Genomic DNA, 15,768 nt, shown 5'->3' on the forward strand with positions numbered 1-15,768 from the left:
CCCCGGCAGTTCCGGAAGTTCCGGCAGTCCTGGCAGTCCCACACGAGAGGTGGACCACCTCATGCCCAGGCAGCACCAGCCGCTGTCCTACCCGTTCGAGCCGCTCGGTCTCGAACTGCACCCCCGCTACGCCGAGTTGCGCGACCAGCCGCTCGCCAGGATCAGCCTGCCGTACGGCGACGGCGCCTGGCTGGTCACCCGCTACGAGGACGTGCGGACCGTCCTGGCGGACCCGCGTTTCAGCCTCGCCGAGGCGATGGGCCAGGACCAGCCGCGGATGCGCCCGGTCGCCCGCAGCGGCGCCGGCCTGTTCTCCACCGAGCCGCCCGAGCACACCCGGCTGCGCTCGCTGGTGGCCCGGGAGTTCAGCGCCCGCCGGGTCGAACGGCTGCGTGCCCGGGCCCGGGAGCTGGCCGGGGAGCTGATCGACGGCATGCTCGCCGCCGGTCAGCCGGCCGACCTGGTGGAGGACTTCGCGATCCCGATGCCGACCACCATCATCTGCGAGGTGCTCGGCATCCCGGCCAAGGACCACCGGATGCTCTGGGACTGGGCCGAGACCGTGCTCTCCGCCGTCACGCCCGGCGAGGTGCTCGCGGCCGAGGGCCAGGCGTTCATCGAGTACATGGCCGGCGTGCTGGACCTGCGCGGCCGGGAGCCCGGCGAGGACCTGCTCACCGTGCTGGTCCGGGCCTGCCGCGAGCAGGGCCTGATCAGCGAGGAGGAGCTGCTCTCGATCGCCTGCGACCTGCTGATCGCCGGCTTCGTCAGCACCACCAACCAGATCGGCAACTTCTTCTACCAGCTCCTGGTCAACCCGGAGGAGTTGCGGCGCCTCCGGGAGCAGCCGGAGCTGATCCCGAAGGCCGTCGAGGAGCTGATGCGCTATGTGCCGCTGCTCACCGGCTTCAGCCTGCCCCGGTACGCCACCGCCGACGTCGAGCTGGGCGGGGTGACGATCAGGGCCGGCGACGCGGTGATGATCGCCACCGCCGCCGCCAACCGCGACCCGGAGGTCTTCGAGGAGCCGGAGCGGCTCGTCCTGGACCGCCCCGGCAACCCGCACATCGGCTTCGGCCACGGCGTGCACTACTGCATCGGCGCCCATCTGGCCCGGCTGGAGCTCCAGGTGGCGATCGAGACGGTGCTGCGGCGGCTGCCCGGCCTGCGGCTGGCCGTCCCCGAGGACGAACTGCGCTGGAAAGCGGACGCGATGGTGAACGGGCTGCAGGCGCTCCCGGTCGCCTGGTGAGCCCGGTGAGTCTGGTGACCACCAACCCCCGGTGACCGCCACCGAGCAGGGGCAAGGACGACGAGGAGGCCTCGGAATGCCCAAGGGCACAGAGAACAGACGGACCAGAGAGACGATGATCATCATCGGTGGCGGCCTCGGCGGGCTCTCCACCGGCTGCTACGCCCGGATGAACGGGTACCGCACCCAGATCTTCGAGATGCACGAGATCCCCGGCGGGTCCTGCACTGGCTGGGACCGCAGCGACTTCACCTTCGACTGGTGCATCAGCTGGCTGCTCGGCAACGGCCCGGGCAATGAGATGTACCAGATCTGGCTGGAGCTCGGCGCCCTCCAGGGCAAGGAGATGCGGCACTTCGACGTGTTCAACATCGTCCGCGGCCGGGACGGCCGGGCGGTGTACTTCTACTCCGACCCGGACCGGCTGGAGGCCCATCTGCTGGGTATCTCGCCGGCCGACGCCGCCCCGATCCGGGAGTTCTGCAACGGCATCCGGACCTTCCGCAGGGCGCTGGCGGTCTACCCGTTCCTCAAGCCGGTCGGGCTGATGGGCCGGATCGAGCGCTGGCGGATGCTGGCCTCGTTCCTCCCGTACTTCAACACCATCCGCAAGTCGATCACCGTCCTGATGACGGACTACTCGCAGCGCTTCCGCGAGCCGCTGCTGCGCGAGGCGTTCAACTTCATCCTCTACGAGAGGCACCCGGCCTTCCCGGTGCTGCCGTTCTACTTCCAGCTGGCCTCGCACGCCAACCAGGCCGCCGGGGTGCCCGAGGGCGGCTCGCTCGGCCTGGCGCGCTCGATCGAGCAGCGCTACCGGAAGCTCGGCGGCGAGATCACCTACAACGCCAAGGTCGAGGAGATCCTGGTCGAGGACGACCGGGCGGTGGGCGTCCGGCTCAGCGACGGCCGGGTGTTCCGCTCCGACATCGTGGTCTCCGCGGCCGACGGCCACACCACGGTGATGAAGCTGCTCAAGGGCCGCTATCTGAACGACACCTACCGGCGGCTCTACACCTCGCTGATCGACGAGCCGGGCCAGCTGTCGCCCGGCTACGTCTCGCTCTTCCTGGGGCTGCGCAAGCCCTTCCCGGAGGGGGACCCGTGCACCACCTACCTGCTGACGGAGCAGCAGACGGGCGAGCTCACCGGAATCCGCTGCCCGAGCATGAACGTGCAGTTCCGCACCCGGCACTACCCGGAGCTGGCGCCCCGGGAGAGCACCGTGGTGTTCGCCACCTACTTCTCCGACATCGCTCCCTGGCGGGCGCTGCACGACGGGCCGGAGCAGTCCTCCCGGGTGCGGCGCGGCGAGGAGCTGCACACCCTGCCGGTCAAGCACGGCCGGGAGTACATGGCGGCCAAGCGCAAGGTCCGCAACGGCATCGTCTCCTTCCTGGACGAGCGCTTCCCCGGCTTCAAGGCCGCCGTCGCGGTCGCGGACGTCTCGACCCCGCTCACCCAGGTCCGCTACACCGGCGTCTACGACGGCACCTTCCCGGGCTGGAACCCGTTCGTCGAGGGCAGCGAGACCGTCGAGGAGGAGATCAAGAAGAACGGCCCGGTGCTGCCGGGGCTCTCGGACTTCTACCTCTCCGGGGTCTGGGCCACCATCGGCGGTCTGATCCGGGCCGCCGCCGCCGGCCGGCACGTGATGCAGTTCGTCTGCCGGGACGACGGGCGGGAGTTCACCGCCGAGATCGACGACAGCGCACCGCTGCCCACCCATCTGATCCTCCCCGTCGGCCGGCCGCCGCACCAGGCCGGGCCGGTCGAGAAGATCCCGTCCAGTACCGATTCCTCCGACGCCGTATCGACAGGGGCCCTGGCATGAAGATCGAGAAGTGGGTGGTCCGCGAGCACCTCGACGGCGTGCCCGACGTCGACCGGATCTACCGGAAGGTGGTCGAGGAGGCCGACATCGACCTCCGGCCGGACGAGATGCTGTTCCGGACGCGGTACGTCTCCGTCGACCCGTACCAGAACGGGCTCGCGCTGGAGACGCCGATCGGCCACCACATGGGCGCGGACTCGATCATGGAGGTGCTGGAGGCCGGTCCGGAGGCCGCCTTCGAGGTCGGGGAGCTCGTCCAGGGGTTCGGCGGCTGGCGCAGCCACGTCGTCCACAACGGCGCCGAGGAGCTGTGGCAGACCGGCATCTTCCCGATGGTCTTCCCGGCCTACCGCCGGCTCGACCCGGCCCTTTACGACGAGCGGCTGCCGCTCTCCACCGCGCTCGGCATCATGGGCGCGCCCGGCATGACGGCCTGGGGCACGCTCACCACGTTCCTGGACGTCCGGCCCGGCGACACCGTGGTGATCAGCGGTGCCTCCGGTTCGGTCGGCACGCTGGTGGGCCAGCTGGCCAGGCGCTCCGGCGCCGGCCGGGTGGTCGGCACCACCGCCTCGCCGGGCAAGGCCGAGTACCTGAAGTCGCTCGGCTTCGACGACGTGGTGCTCTACGACCAGGCGGACGACGCCGAGAAGGTCCGCGCGGCGCTGCTGTCGGCCGCGCCCGACGGCGTCGACCGCTACTTCGACAACCTGGGCGGGACGGTCACCGACGCGGTGTTCACCATGCTCAACGTGGACAGCCGGGTCGCCGTCTGCTGGCAGTGGGCGACCACGGTGAACGGTGAGCTGACCGGGCCCCGGCTGCTGCCGTACATCATGTTCCCGCGCACCACCATCCGCGGGATCTTCGCCCAGGAGTGGTTCACCGAGCCGAAGCTGGCCGAGATGCACGAGGACCTCGGCGGGCTGGTCCGGAACGGGGAGATCCGCTACCACCAGACCGTCCACAAGGGCTTCGACCAGATCCCGAAAGCCTACCGGAGCCTCTACACGAACCGGGAGGCCAACCGGGGCAAGGTGCTGGTCGAGGTGTGAACCCCCGGGCGGGGGAGGGCGCGGGGCCCTCTCCCGCCCGGGTTTCACCCGGGGCGCCCGGCCCCGGGTCAGTCCTCGTCGAGGCCGCCCAGGTCGCCGCCGTCGGGGTCGCTGCCGTCCGGGGTGCCGGTGATCGCGTAGCCCTGGCGGCGCGCCTCGTAGCAGGCGACCGTCGCGGCCGCCGAGACGTTCAGCGAGCCGACCCGGCCCAGCTGCGGGACGAACACCACCGAGTCGCAGAGCGCCAGCGCGTCCGGGGTGATGCCGCGGTCCTCGTGGCCCAGCACGAAGGCGACCGCCGGGGTCAGCTCGGCGGCGAACAGCGGCACCGCCTCGTCCGCCAGCTCCAGGCCGACGACCTTGAAGCCGTCCGCCCTGGCCGCGGCCACCGCCTCGGCGACGGTGGGGAAGTGCTCGACCTTGAGGTACTTGTCGGTGCCCATCGCGGCCTTCTGCGCGCCCGAGGAGCGCACCGACGGGGTGTCGCCCGTCAGATACAGCTTCTCGGCGCCCATCGCGGCGGCGGTCCGGACGATCGAGCCGACGTTGAACGGCGACTGCAGGTTCTCCAGGATCATCGCCAGCCTGAACCCGCTGCTGCGCCGCCACTGGCGGTGCAGTCGCTTCAGGTCGGTCCCGCGGAGCTGCTTCACGACGTCGTACCTCGTCCACTCTCGGGGCCCGCGCCCTCCGGGCGGGGCCGCGCTTCAAGAATCCGGAACCCGTTGACCGACGTGACGCGGGTGGTCGGGTATCCCTGGTCGTTCAGCCACTGCATCAGCGAGTCCGAGCCCAGGTTGCGCTGGACGACCAGGAACGCCGAGCCGTCCGGGGTCAGCCGGCCGAGCCACTGGTGCAGCAGCCGGCGCAGCGCCGCCTTGCCGATCCGGATCGGCGGGTTGGAGTAGATCGCCGCGAACCGCAGGTCCTCGGGGACGTCCTCCGGCAGCGCGGCCTGCACATTGCCCAGCTTCAGGGCGTCCGCGTTGAGCCTGACCAGCTCCAGCGCACGGGTGTTGACGTCCACCGCCCAGACCGGCAGCCGCTTGCGCCGGCTCGCCCAGGTCAGCGCGATCGGGCCGTAGCCGCAGCCGACGTCCAGGATCGGGCCGCGCACCCGGGGCTGCGGGGCGTGCTCCAGCAGGATCCGGGTGCCCGGGTCCAGCCGGGAGCGGGAGAACACCCCGGTGTCGGTGGTCAGTTCCAGGGTGAGGTCCGGCAGGGTGACCGTGATCGGCCGGCGCTCGCTGGCGACCTCGGGTGCACCGGTGAAGTAGTGCGAGCCGGACATGATTTCCCCGTCGTTCGTAAGGGCCTCGGGGCCACCGGGTGGGTGTGGGTAAGCCCTGCTGGTACGGCACTGATCGTACCCCCGGTGGCCTGCGGCCCGGCATCCGCGCAGCTGGGCGGGGGTGCTACCGGGTACCCGGGGTCTTGCGGGTGGTCACGTTGATCCGGTTCCAGGCGTTGATGGTGAAGCAGAGCGAGATCAGCTGGGCGAGCTCCTTCTCCTCGAAGTGCGCGGCGGCCCGCCCGTACACCTCGTCGGAGACGCCGCCGCTGATCCGGGTGATCTCCTCGGCGAGCGCCAGGGCGGCCCGCTCGCGCTCGCTGTACACGCCGGCCGGGGCCTCGTGCCAGACCGGCAGCAGGTAGATCCGCTCGTCGTTCTCGCCGGCCCTGCGGGCGTCCTTGACGTGCATGTCCAGGCAGTAGGCACAGCCGTTCAGCTGGGAGGAGCGGATCTGCACCAGCTCGACCAGGGCCGGGTCCAGGCCCTCGCGGGCGGCGGCGTCCAGGGCGATCATCGCGCGGAAGGCCTTGGGGGCGGTCCGGGCGTAGTCGAGGCGGGCGGTGGCGGTGGTGGTCTCGTTCGTCGTCATGCTTCGACCCTAGGAGGCCGGTGCACCCCGTCCATGGTGCATTTCCCGACGAGATCCATGGGTCAATTCCGGGGCGCGGGAGGGCTCGGACAACACGCCGAGCGCCGGGCCGCACATCGCGTCCGTGCCACCGACGGCGGATACTTCCAGTACCTCCAACGGGCCCGTGGGAGCCTCCGAGCAGTGAGGACGGACACCATGCCGCAGAATCACGAGGACTACCTGGACGAGGTCGCCGAGGCCGTGGAGCCGGAGGACGAGGCCGCCGAGGGCGACGAGTACGACGAGCTGGTCGAGCGCCGCGCCCTGGGCGCCGATCCGGCGACCGAGGTCGCGGACGCCGCCGAGCAGAGCCGGATCGTCGAGCTGGACGAGGACGAGTACCGGTCGTAGCGGCCGGCGGTGTGAGCGCCCCGGGGCCGGAGTGTCCCTGAGGCCGGAGTGTCCCCGGGGTCAGAGCGCCCCGCGCCGCTGGAGCCAGGCGAACGCCGCCCAGCCCGGCAGCACCGGCAGCACGAGGGTCAGCAGCCGGAAGAGCGCGACGGCGGCCAGCGCGCCGCCCTCCTCCATCGCGGCGGTCTGCTCCAGCATTCCGACCAGCACACCGTCCACGGCGCCGGCCCCGCCCGGGGTCGGCGCCGCGTTGCCGACCGCGTTGCCGACCAGGAACACCACCGCGACGGAGGCGAAGGCCGGCTCCCGCCCGACCGCCCGGGTGCAGCAGTAGAGGCAGGCGACCAGGCAGATCGACACCAGCAGCTGACCGGCGACGCCGACCGCCAGCCGCCCGGGGCTGCGCAGCAGCTCCAGCAGCCGGGGCAGCACCTCGGAGGTCAGCGGCCGCAGCCGGGTGGCCAGCCAGCGGCGGGTCGGCGGTACGGCCGAGACCGCGGCCAGCAGGACGGCCGCCGCGGCGAGCCCGCCCACCACGATCGGCAGCGCGTCCAGTTCGGAGCCGCCCGGCTCCAGGTCCATCAGATAGACGAAGGCGCCCAGCTGGAGCAGGTGCAGCACCAGTCCGAAGAGCTGTCCCACGCCGACGCTGGAGAGCGCCTGCGCGGTCGGGATGCCGGCCCGCTGGAGGAAGCGCGTGTTGAGCGCGACCCCGCCGACCCCGCCCGGCGAGACCAGCTTCACAAAGGCCCCGGCGACCTGGGCGAACACGGCGTTGCGGAAGACCAGCCGCTCCGGCACGAAGCCGATGAACCCCAGTGCGGCCGTGAAGTGGCTCGCCACCGCGGCCGCCAGGGCCAGCGCGAGCCAGGCCGGGTCGGCGTCGGCCACGGCGGAGATCGGGTTCTGCTCGCTCGCGAACAGCTGGGGCAGCAGCAGCCACCCGGCCACCACCCCGCCGACCACCGCCAGCAGGGTGCGGGGCCGCAGCCGCTCCAGCCTGACCGGCCGTACCGGCGCCTGCGGCTGGGTGCGCAGCACCTCGGCCCGGATCTCGTCCAGCAGTTCGACGGGCTGCGGGGCGGGGGTGGCGGTGGCGGCGTTGCGACCGGCCCGGGCGGCGGCGGAGGCCCGCTTGAGGGCGTCCCGGGTGGTACGGGCCAGGGCGATCGGCTGCAGCAGGGGCAGCGCCGCGCCGACGGCGTCCGGACCGAGCACCGCCACGGCGGTGCGTACGGCCCGCTCGGCGCCGGTCCGCAGCGCGAAGGTGGTGAGCAGCTGGACGAGGTCGCAGTGGAGCACCAGTTCGCTCGCCGCGATGTCGCCGTCCGCGAGGTCCACCAGGTGCACCGCGCCCGCCTCGTCGACCAGGACCGAGGAGGGGACCAGCGACCGGTGCGAGATCTCCCGCCGCTGGAGCAGCGCGAGCTGGGTCCAGGCGTCGGTGAGCAGTTCGTCGGTGAGCTCGTCGTCGGCGAGCCGGTCCAGGGTGCGGCCGGCCAGGTGCTCGTAGGCGACCAGGGCGGTGTCCCGGCCGAGCCCGACGGTGGCGGCGATCCGGCGGGTGCGGACGCCGGCCGCGAGGGCCGCGTACGAGATCAGGGCCTCGTGCTCCAGCCCGGTGCGCAGCGAGCGCAGGGCCCGGGGGTGCGGGGCGGTGCGCAGCCGCAGGCGGCGCCAGGTGCGCCGGACGAGGGCGGCGGTGACGGCCTGCCGGTCGAGCACCTGGACGTCGAGGTCGGGGCGGCCGGCCTCCTGGCGGACCAGGTAGCGGTCGGGGCCGTCCGGGCGGGCGGTGACCGGGCGCAGGCCCGCTCCGCGCAGGCTGTGCAGGATCTGCGAGGGCCGGGGCCGGGGGTCGGGGGTGCCGACGGCGTAGAGGGTGCCGTGGGCGACCGTCCAGCCGATCAGCAGGCCGAGCAGCAGGGCGGTCGGGGTGGCGTACCCGCCGGCCAGCCCGGCGAGGCCGGAGACGGCGAGGACGGTCCACGGCAGCCGCCGTTCGCGGGCGCCGGAGGCGGCCATGAAGGCGAGCACGGGGGCGAGGTAGCCGTACACCGGGTCGGTGTGGCCGAGGACGCCGCCGGGCAGGTCCTGGGTGAGCGCGGCGAGCAGCGAGACGGGGGCGAGGCCGTCGGCCCACAGGTCCAGGGCGAGGGTGAGGCCGAACGCGAGGACGGCGGCCAGCAGCCCGTCGGCGACCTGCTGGAGGGCGCGGCGCCGGTCCGGGCCGAGCAGTCGGCGGATCGCGGAGGAGGCCGGGACCAGCAGGACGGCGGCGGTGGACAGCCCGCCGGCGAGTCTGGCCAGCGGCCGGGGTACCAGCCGGGCCGCCTGGGCGACGTCGGCGGCGATACCGCCGGTGGTGGCCCGGGCGTAGTCGGCGAGCAGCAGGGTCAGCACGATCGCGCCGAGGCCGACCAGCAGCCGGATCAGGGCCGCCGGCTGCCGGATCCGGCCGGTGCCGGGCGCCACTTCCCCGGGGCCCCGGCCGCCACCGGGTATGCCGGGGGCGGGCGGGCCCCCGGGGTCGGCCGCCCCGGCGGTTCCGGCGGTACGGATACCACCGGTGTCGCTGTCTGTTCTCCCCGTCACGATCGCCACGGGTGGCATGCTCCCACGGCCGCGTTCGGAGCCGCCGGGGAACCCGGTGGCCGGGTTCCCCGCCCGTCGTCCCCGTCCGGCCGTCAGGCCTGGCGGGTCGGCAGGGCGACCAGGTGGCGCAGGTTGACGTGCCGGGGGCGGCTGACGGTGTAGACGATCAGGTCGGCGATGTCGTCGGCGGTCAGCGCCGGAACCATCGTGAACAGCCCGCCGAGCTGCTCGCGCAGGACCGGGTTGTCGATGTGCCCGGCCAGCTCGGTGTCGGTCAGCCCGGGTTCGACGGCGCTGACCCGGACGTCGCGCGGGCTCAGCTCGGTGCGCAGGGCGGCGGACAGCTGGGTGACGGCGGCCTTGGTGGCCCCGTAGACGGCGTAGTCGGGGAAGGAGACGTGCGAGGCGATCGAGGAGACGTTGACCAGGTCGGCGGTGCGGCCCTCGGCGGCGGCCGCGACGAGGTCGGCGGTGAAGGCGCGGACGATCCGCAGCGCGCCGGTCAGGTTGGTGTCGATCATGCGGGTCCACTCGTCGATCCGGCCGTCGGTGAGTGGGTTGGGCAGCATCACCCCGGCGTTGTTGACCACCAGGTCGACCGGCCCGTACGCGTCGTGGACGGCCTTGGCGGCGGCGTCCACCGAGGCCTGGTCGGTGACATCGGCGGTGACGGCGAGCGCCTGCCCGCCGGCGGCGGTGATCTCGGCGGCGAGCGCGTCCAGCCGCTCGGTGCGGCGGGCCAGCAGCGCGACCCGGGCGCCGTTCGCGGCGAGCAGCCGGGCGGTGGCCGCGCCCATCCCGCTGGCGGCGCCGGTGACGACGGCGGTACGGGTGGCGAGTGCGGGGTGGCTCATCGGGTGCTCCAGGGGTCTGCGGATCGTTCCGGCGGGGCTGACGGGGATCACTCTGCTCGCGCCCGGACGGCCCGCCCAGGCCGTGTCGTTCCGGGGAAAGCCGGTCCTGGGCCGGCGGATCCTGGGAAGGCCGGTACCACCCGGCCGCGCCGGGCCGGACGGCCTCCGGCGCCCCGGCCGCCGCCGAGCGAGCGGCCCGGGGCGTGTCTTGGAGCGCGGGCCGGGCCCGCCGTCACTACCCTGCGTTCATGAGCGCCTGCGAAGACCTCACCGCGGCCCCCCTGGACATCGCGCCGATCCCGCCCGTGGACGGTTGTGCCGAGTGCCTCGCCCAGGGCCGGCGGGACTGGGTGCACCTCCGGCTCTGTCTGGACTGCGGCCACATCGGCTGCTGCGACTTCTCGCCGCAGCGGCACGCCACCGCGCACTTCCACGACACCTCCCACCCGGTGATCCGCTCCTACGAGCCGGGGGAGGACTGGCGCTGGTGCTTCGTCCACGAGCTGATGGGCTGAGCGGCCCCGCCCGGGCGGCGGCCCTTGCTCCGTTCAGGTGTAACCCGATCGAAATGCGGACATAACGCCCGTGTGGTCGCCCCGGCCACCACCCGGGTGGCGGGCGACCGCCGACGGGAGGCCGACGATGACCAGGCACACCCCGAGCAGCAGCGGCAAACTGCGCCGGGGCACCCAGGAACTGCTGGAACGCCGGGGGATGGCGATGACCCCCAAGCCGCTCGTACCGCAGCTGCGCACCAGCGCCCCGCGCCTCGACACCGGCGCGGACGGCGGTGGCGGTGCCTTCCGGCACGGCGGACGCGAGGCCGGCGCGGCGGCCCCGCACGCCGCCCCCGCGATGCACGCCGAACTCAAGGGCCACCGCCACCGCGGGGCCGAGAAGCACTCCGCGCACTGAGCGAGGGCGTCCTGCGTCAGGGGCGGGGGCCGTCCGCGGGTTCCCGCCCCTGACGCGCGCTCAGCGGTGTTCCCCGGGGTGATTGTCAGTGTGCCGCGGTACGTTCGGGCCGATCACCGGTGGTGCGGCGGACCTGGGGGGCGTGCGATGACCGACCTGATGACGGAGGAGCCGGTCGAGCTCCGGCTGGAGCGGTTCCGGACGGAGCTGACCGGCTACTGCTACCGGATGCTCGGTTCGCTCTTCGAGGCCGAGGACGCGGTGCAGGAGACGATGGTCCGCGCCTGGCGCGGCCACCAGGGCTTCGAGGGCCGGGCCGCGCTGCGCTCCTGGCTGTACCGGATCGCCACCAACGTCTGCCTGGACGCGCTGAACGGCCGTCGGAACCGCGCCCGCCCGATGGACCTGGCCGGTCCCTCCACCGTCGCCACCGCGACCGACGCCCAGCTGCCCGAGGTGACCTGGATCGGGCCCGCGCCGGACGGCCGGATCCTGCCCGAGACGGGGGACCCGGCCGAGGTGGCCGCCCAGCGGGATTCGGTGCGGCTGGCGTTCGTCGCCGTGCTGCAGCGGCTCGCGCCCCGGCAGCGGGCGGTGCTGATCCTGCGTGAGGTGCTGGGCTGGCGGGCCGCCGAGGTCGCCGAACTGCTCGGCGTCACCGTGGCCTCCGTCAACAGCGCGTTGCAGCGGGCCCGCGCGGTGCTCGCCGCGGACGGCGCCGCGGCCCGCCCAACCCCGGACCTGGACGACGACCACCGCGCGCTGCTCGCCCGCTACGTCACCGCCTTCGAGCGGTACGACATGGACGGGCTGGCCGCGCTGCTGCACGAGGACGTCACGCTCAACATGCCGCCGTACGCGCTGTGGCTGCGGGGCCACGCCGAGCTCCGGGCGTGGATGCTCGGTCCGGGCCACGGCTGCCGGGGCTCGCGGCTCGTCCCGGTGACGGCCAACGGCGGCCCGGCGTTCGGGCAGTACCGGCCGGGCCCGGCGGGCGGTCACGAGCCGTGGTCGCTGATCGTGCCGGAGGTGTCGGAGGGGCGGATCACCGGTCTCACCAACTTCCTCGACACCGACACGCTCTTCCCGCTCTTCGGGCTCCCGCCCCGGCTCACCGGCTCCGGGGAAACTTCTCGAAAAAACTTTCCCGAGGGGCGATGAGTTTCGTGCGCGCCCCCGGTCCACCCCTGTGAAAGCGACCCACCGCACCATGAACACCAGGAGCACACCATGACCGAGAACCTCGGCGAACTGACCATCACCCGCGAGCTGCCCGGCACCCCGGACGCCGTCTTCCGCGCGTACACCGAGCCCGAGCAGTTCGTCCGCTTCTGGGGGCCGGTCGGTACGCACGTCCCGCTGGACACCGTGACCATCGAGCCGAGGGTCGGCGGGCGCTACGACAGCACCATGGTCATGGACGCGACCGGGGAGCGGTACCCGATGACGAGCGAGATCACCGAGATCCGGGCGGGCGAGCTGATCGCCATCGCCGAGGGGAGCACCGGGATGCGCTCCACCCTGACCTTCCGGGACCTCGGCGAGGGCCGTACCGAGGTGGTGCTGCACCAGACCGCCGTGCCGCAGATGTACTGCGGCCCGGAGGCGGAGGCCGGCCTCAACTCCAGCTTCGACCGGCTGGTCGAGCACCTGTCCGCCTAGGGGCCTGTCCACCCCCGCCCGTCCTGGCGGGCGGGGGTGGCAGAGTGGGGCGCGGAATTCCCCCCGCGCCGTAGGAGGCCCGCTGTGTCGGCTGAGCCCTTGAAGTCCCGTGAAGAGTGGCTGGCGTCCCTGCCGCGGATCTACGCCGCCGCGGGGTGCGTGCTGCGGGACGAGTCCGGGCGGATCCTGATCGTGAAGGCCGGCTACCGGGAGCACTGGCAGTTCCCGGGCGGGACGATCGACCTGGGGGAGGGGCCGGCCGAGTGCGCCGCGCGGGAACTGACCGAGGAGACCGGCCTCGTCGGGGAGGCCGGCGACCTGCTGGCCATCTCCTGGACCCACGCGTCGGCCGAACTCGACCACCCGGCCCAGCACTTCCTGTTCGACTTCGGCACCGTCCCGGACGGCACCCCCGTGACCGTCCCGGCCGGTGAACTCGACGACCACCGCTGGGTCACGGACCAGGAGGCGATCGAACTCCTCGGTCCCGCGCGGTCGTTGCGCCTGCGGGCGGCGATCGAGGCGGCCGCCGACGGGCGGGTGCGGATCGTCACCACGCAGGTGTCCGGCTTCTGACCCGCGGCTTCCGGCGCGGTGTCCGGCCCGCGGCTTCCGGCCCCGGGCGGACGCCGCCGCCGGGGCCGGATCCGCCGGTCACTGCTGTCCGGTGGCCTGTGCCGCGACGAAGGCCGCGATGGCCTCCGCCGTGAAGGTCTCGGCCTCGTGCTTGTCGACGTTCAGGTCGGCCAGCACGCCCGCGCCGTTCTCCAGCTCCAGCAGCGCCAGCAGGATGTGCTCGGTGCCGACGTAGTTGTGCCCGAGCTTCAGGGCCTCCCGGAAGGTCAGCTCCAGCGCCTTCTTGCCCTGCCCGTTGTACGGGATCAGCGGGGGCACCTCCCCGGCGGCGGCCGGCAGCGCGGCGGTCGCCGCGGTCCGGACGGCCTCCGGGGTGACGCCCTGGGCGGCGAGCGCCTTCACGGCCAGGCCCTTCGGCTCGGCGAGCAGGCCGAGCAGCAGGTGCTCGGCGCCGATCTCGGCGTTGCCGGCCGCCCTGGCCTCCTCCTGCGAGGCCATCACGACGTTCCGCGCCCGGTCGGTGAACCGGCTGAAGCCCTGGTTGGGGTCGAGGTCGGCGGGGGCGCCCGGGTCCTTGGGGACGAAGCGCTTCTGGGCGGCCTGCTTGCTGACGCCCATGCTGTGGCCGATGTCGGTCCAGGAGGCGCCGGAGCGGCGGGCCTGGTCGACGAAGTGGCCGATGAGGTGGTCGGCGAGGTCGCCGAGGTGGTCCGCGGCGATGACCGCGTCGGAGAGCTGGTCGAGCGCGTCGCTGTGGACCTTCTTGATCGCGTCGATCAGGTCGTCGAGGCGCAGCGGAGTGGTCTTGGGAACAACGGGATTCTCCATAGCGTCAACCGTAGGTTGTCGATCCCGGATCGTCAACCATCGGTTGACGCTGTGGCGAGTTGAGTTCGGCAGCCCCCGTCTCAGGCCCTCTTCTCCCAGACGTACGCCGCCGAGACCGGGTGGCTGCGGTACTTCTCCCACTTGGGCTTCAGGGCGATCCACGCGTCGTCCACGACCGCCTCGGCCATCTCCACCAGCGTCCAGCCGGCCGCCAGCCCGGCGGTGAGGTGGTCGCTGACCAGGTGGACATGGGTGGTGATGGCGATGGACTCCCCGGCGGCGCTGGTGAAGTGGGTGGGCATGCCGGCCGCCATGATGAAGTACGGGTGCAGGCCGACCAGTACGCACCGGCCGCCCGGGCGGGCCAGCCGCCACGCCTCGCGGTAGAACGGGCCGAGGTCGGCCAGGTGTTCGTCGATCAGCGAGGAGATCACCAGGTCGTACCCGCCGCCCGGCAGGCCGGTGTCGGCCACGTCCGCCTCGGCGAGGCTGTCGTGCGCGGCCTTCTCCCGGGCGACCGCCAGCATTTCGGGCGTCAGGTCCACGCCGTCCAGGACCAGGCCCGCCGCGGCCTTCCCGCGCAGCCAGGCGCCCGTCCGGCCGGTGCCGCAGCCGAGGTCGGCGGCGCGGCCGACCTCCGCCCAGGCGGGCGCGGTGAGCCGGTCGAGCACCGCGAGGTCCATCGCGTCCTCGACCGTCCGTTCGTACGTTTCCACCCACTGCGCGTAGCCGGTGCGGACGTCCACCATCGGGTAGTCGCGAGTGTCGAAGTCGGAGAAGTCCGCCATGCGGTGCAGTATCGCCGCCGCCCCGGGCGGCGGGCGAGCGATTAAATCCGGCGAATCCGGGCCTCAGAGCGTCAGTTTGAAGCCGTCGTGGCTGCGCGCGAAGCCGAGCGAGGCGTAGAACCGGTGGGCCTCGGTGCGGCGCTTGTCGCTGGTGAGCTGGACGAGGGTGCAGCCGTGCTCGCGGGCCCGCGCGACGGCCCTGGTCAGCAGCTCGCGCCCGAGCCCGGCGCCCCGGCGGTCGGCCCGCACCCGGACGGCCTCGATCAGCGCGCGCTCCTGGCCGTGCCGGCCGAGGCCGGGGATGCGGGTGAGCTGGAGGTAGCCGAGCACGGTGCCGTCGCCCTCGTCGAGGACGAGCATCTCGTTGCGGGCGTCCGCCTCCACGGCGGCGAACGCACGGGCGTAGGCTTCGTCGACCTGCACGGTGGCCGGGTCGATCACCCGCTCCTCGTCGCCGAGCAGCGCGATGATGGCGGGCAGGTCCTGACGGGTGGCGGTCCGGAAGATCACGTCCGGGAGTCTGGCAGACGAGGGGGGAGCATGCGCGTACTCGCACTGCCGGAGGCCGAGGTGCCCGGCGAACTCAAGCTCCAGGTCGCCGAGTTGCAGGACCAGGCCTGGCCCGGACCGCCGGCGCCGTCGACCGTCCCGGTGCACGACCCGGCGCTGCGGCCGCTGTCGATGCTGCTGCTGGACGGCGACCGGGTGGTGGCCGCGCTCGACGTGCTCTCCAAGCAACTGGCCCACGCCGGACGGACGTACGCCGCGAGCGGGCTGAGCGGGGTGGTCACCGACCGGGCGCGGCGCGGCTGGGGCCACGGGCGGCATCTGGTGTCGGCGGCCCGCGCCGCCGTCCGGGAGAGCGGCGCGGACCTCGCGCTGTTCACCTGCGACCGCGGGCTCCAGGGGTTCTACGAGAGCGCCGGCTGGGAGCCGCTGCCGGGCACGGTGCTGGTCGGCGGCACGCCCGAGGAGCCGTTCCCCAGCGACGGCGCCGGCTTCGACAAGGTGACGATGGCGGGGTTCTTCAGCGGGCACGCCGTCCGGCACCGCGCGGACTTCCCCGGCAGCCGGATCGCCCTCCACCCGGGGGAGATCGACCGGCTCTGGTAGGGCGCTACGACGAGTAGGGC

Annotated in this window: 18 protein-coding genes; 10 read left to right on the top strand and 8 right to left on the bottom strand. The window is 73.2% G+C overall.

Features of this window, described 5'->3' with window-relative positions; all coding sequences use genetic code 11:
• Positions 1–61: 61 nt before the first annotated feature.
• The 3 genes from ACIO5D_RS12190 (at position 62) to ACIO5D_RS12200 (ending at position 4,141) form a co-directional block, all read left to right on the top strand.
• Positions 62–1,252 (top strand): cytochrome P450, encoded by a 1,191-nt coding sequence (locus ACIO5D_RS12190; protein WP_363604141.1) that lies wholly within the window; start codon positions 62–64, stop codon positions 1,250–1,252.
• Between the two features lie 76 nt (positions 1,253–1,328).
• Complete coding sequence (locus tag ACIO5D_RS12195) at positions 1,329–3,086, top strand: phytoene desaturase family protein (protein WP_400653511.1); 1,758 nt, start codon at positions 1,329–1,331, stop codon at positions 3,084–3,086.
• Positions 3,083–4,141: an NADP-dependent oxidoreductase gene (locus tag ACIO5D_RS12200; protein WP_363604143.1), complete on the top strand. Its 1,059-nt coding sequence runs from the start codon at positions 3,083–3,085 to the stop codon at positions 4,139–4,141. Before ACIO5D_RS12195 ends, ACIO5D_RS12200 begins: the two co-directional genes overlap by 4 nt.
• A 68-nt stretch (positions 4,142–4,209) precedes the next feature.
• Here ACIO5D_RS12200 and ACIO5D_RS12205 read toward each other — a convergent pair whose 3' ends face one another.
• The 3 genes from ACIO5D_RS12205 to ACIO5D_RS12215 all read right to left on the bottom strand — a co-directional run bounded on the left by ACIO5D_RS12205 (position 4,210) and on the right by ACIO5D_RS12215 (position 6,024).
• A complete protein-coding gene (locus tag ACIO5D_RS12205; RefSeq protein WP_363604145.1) occupies positions 4,210–4,794 on the bottom strand; it encodes a TrmH family RNA methyltransferase in 585 nt (194 codons plus the stop codon).
• Complete coding sequence (locus tag ACIO5D_RS12210) at positions 4,791–5,432, bottom strand: methyltransferase (protein WP_363604146.1); 642 nt, start codon at positions 5,430–5,432, stop codon at positions 4,791–4,793. Before ACIO5D_RS12210 ends, ACIO5D_RS12205 begins: the two co-directional genes overlap by 4 nt.
• A 124-nt stretch (positions 5,433–5,556) precedes the next feature.
• Positions 5,557–6,024: a carboxymuconolactone decarboxylase family protein gene (locus tag ACIO5D_RS12215; protein ID WP_400653513.1), complete on the bottom strand. Its 468-nt coding sequence runs from the start codon at positions 6,022–6,024 to the stop codon at positions 5,557–5,559.
• Between the two features lie 198 nt (positions 6,025–6,222).
• On the opposite strand from ACIO5D_RS12215, the gene ACIO5D_RS12220 reads away from it, so the two are divergent.
• Positions 6,223–6,417 (top strand): hypothetical protein, encoded by a 195-nt coding sequence (locus ACIO5D_RS12220; RefSeq protein WP_363604148.1) that lies wholly within the window; start codon positions 6,223–6,225, stop codon positions 6,415–6,417.
• Between the two features lie 60 nt (positions 6,418–6,477).
• Here the strand turns inward: ACIO5D_RS12220 and ACIO5D_RS12225 are convergent, their stop codons facing one another.
• Both ACIO5D_RS12225 and ACIO5D_RS12230 read right to left on the bottom strand, forming a co-directional pair.
• Entirely contained in the window at positions 6,478–9,021 is a 2,544-nt protein-coding gene (locus tag ACIO5D_RS12225) for a lysylphosphatidylglycerol synthase domain-containing protein (RefSeq protein ID WP_400794938.1), read from the bottom strand.
• Positions 9,022–9,104: 83 nt separating this feature from the next.
• A complete protein-coding gene (locus ACIO5D_RS12230; protein ID WP_400794940.1) occupies positions 9,105–9,866 on the bottom strand; it encodes an SDR family oxidoreductase in 762 nt (253 codons plus the stop codon).
• 248 nt (positions 9,867–10,114) lie between these two features.
• Here ACIO5D_RS12230 and ACIO5D_RS12235 point away from each other — a divergent pair, with 248 nt between their 5' ends.
• From ACIO5D_RS12235 to ACIO5D_RS12255, 5 genes are all read left to right on the top strand, one after another.
• A complete protein-coding gene (locus tag ACIO5D_RS12235) occupies positions 10,115–10,381 on the top strand; it encodes a UBP-type zinc finger domain-containing protein (protein ID WP_363604152.1) in 267 nt (88 codons plus the stop codon).
• A gap of 127 nt (positions 10,382–10,508) precedes the next feature.
• A complete protein-coding gene (locus ACIO5D_RS12240) occupies positions 10,509–10,781 on the top strand; it encodes a hypothetical protein (protein ID WP_363604154.1) in 273 nt (90 codons plus the stop codon).
• A 147-nt stretch (positions 10,782–10,928) separates the two neighbouring features.
• Positions 10,929–11,942 carry a sigma-70 family RNA polymerase sigma factor gene (locus tag ACIO5D_RS12245; RefSeq protein ID WP_400794942.1) on the top strand — a complete coding sequence of 338 codons (1,014 nt, stop codon included), beginning with the start codon at positions 10,929–10,931 and terminating at the stop codon, positions 11,940–11,942.
• A gap of 69 nt (positions 11,943–12,011) precedes the next feature.
• On the top strand, positions 12,012–12,443 hold the full coding sequence (locus ACIO5D_RS12250; protein WP_363604156.1) for an SRPBCC domain-containing protein: 432 nt from the start codon (positions 12,012–12,014) through the stop codon (positions 12,441–12,443).
• Positions 12,444–12,542: 99 nt separating this feature from the next.
• The gene (locus tag ACIO5D_RS12255) at positions 12,543–13,019 is read left to right on the top strand and encodes an NUDIX domain-containing protein (RefSeq protein ID WP_400653523.1); all 477 of its coding nucleotides are present in this window, start codon (positions 12,543–12,545) and stop codon (positions 13,017–13,019) included.
• 78 nt (positions 13,020–13,097) lie between these two features.
• On the opposite strand, the gene ACIO5D_RS12260 is transcribed toward ACIO5D_RS12255, so the two are convergent.
• The 3 genes from ACIO5D_RS12260 to ACIO5D_RS12270 all read right to left on the bottom strand — a co-directional run bounded on the left by ACIO5D_RS12260 (position 13,098) and on the right by ACIO5D_RS12270 (position 15,145).
• Entirely contained in the window at positions 13,098–13,847 is a 750-nt protein-coding gene (locus ACIO5D_RS12260) for a Clp protease N-terminal domain-containing protein (protein ID WP_363604159.1), read from the bottom strand.
• 80 nt (positions 13,848–13,927) lie between these two features.
• Positions 13,928–14,635 (bottom strand): class I SAM-dependent DNA methyltransferase, encoded by a 708-nt coding sequence (locus ACIO5D_RS12265; RefSeq protein ID WP_400794944.1) that lies wholly within the window; start codon positions 14,633–14,635, stop codon positions 13,928–13,930.
• Between the two features lie 63 nt (positions 14,636–14,698).
• Positions 14,699–15,145 carry a GNAT family N-acetyltransferase gene (locus tag ACIO5D_RS12270; protein ID WP_363604162.1) on the bottom strand — a complete coding sequence of 149 codons (447 nt, stop codon included), beginning with the start codon at positions 15,143–15,145 and terminating at the stop codon, positions 14,699–14,701.
• Positions 15,146–15,175: 30 nt separating this feature from the next.
• Here ACIO5D_RS12270 and ACIO5D_RS12275 point away from each other — a divergent pair, with 30 nt between their 5' ends.
• Positions 15,176–15,748, top strand: coding sequence for a GNAT family N-acetyltransferase (locus ACIO5D_RS12275; RefSeq protein ID WP_400794946.1), 573 nt, complete (start codon positions 15,176–15,178; stop codon positions 15,746–15,748).
• The last annotated feature ends 20 nt before the right edge of the window (positions 15,749–15,768 follow it).

This window comes from Kitasatospora sp. NPDC087315 (assembly GCF_044744345.1).
In the GTDB taxonomy this organism is placed as follows: domain Bacteria; phylum Actinomycetota; class Actinomycetes; order Streptomycetales; family Streptomycetaceae; genus Kitasatospora.